Annotated in this window: 1 protein-coding gene; it reads right to left on the reverse strand. The window is 70.5% G+C overall.

The features are described from left to right. The coding region (locus tag ABCR83_RS32740; protein ID WP_462698905.1) for an IS3 family transposase at positions 1-638 on the reverse strand (638 nt) is incomplete at both ends.

The raw sequence follows: 638 nt of genomic DNA on the forward strand, positions 1-638 counted from the left end.
CTCGCTGCCGCGGTCGGAATGGTAGATCACGCCGTCCACCGAACCGCCGCGTGTGGCGACCGCCATTTTCAGTGACGCGGCGACCAGGGCAGCGTCGTGGCGGGCTCCTATCGCGTAGCCCAGCAGCCGGCGGGAGAACAGGTCGATGACCGTGGCCAGGTACAGCTTGCCCTCCCCGGTGTCGATCTCGGTCATGTCGCCTGCCCACAGCACGTTGGGCGCGATCGCGTCGAAGCGGCGGTGCACCAGGTCGGGGGCGGCTTTCCGCTTGCCCTGCCGGGTGAGCGAGCGGTGCCCGCGCGGGGGCTTGCGGCCCTGGAGCCCGAGGCCGGCCATGATGTCCGCGACGGTGTTCACCGAGACTTTCCAGCCCTCGGCCCACAGGTCGAGCGTGATCCTCGGGGAGCCGTACGTCCCGCCCGAGCGGTCGAAGAAGTGCGTGATCCTCTTCTCCAGCCGCCCGCGCCGCACTTCACGGCCTGTCGGCTCGGCCGGGCGGCGTCTCCACTTGTAGAACCACGCTTCGGACACGCCGAGCGCGCGGCAAGCGAGGGTGTGCGGGATGCCGTGCCCGGTCCTCTGGTCGCTGATCACCCCGACGAGCGCCGCCGGGTCCGCCACAGCTACTTCACCCACAG

Source organism: Streptomyces xingningensis, assembly GCF_054957865.1.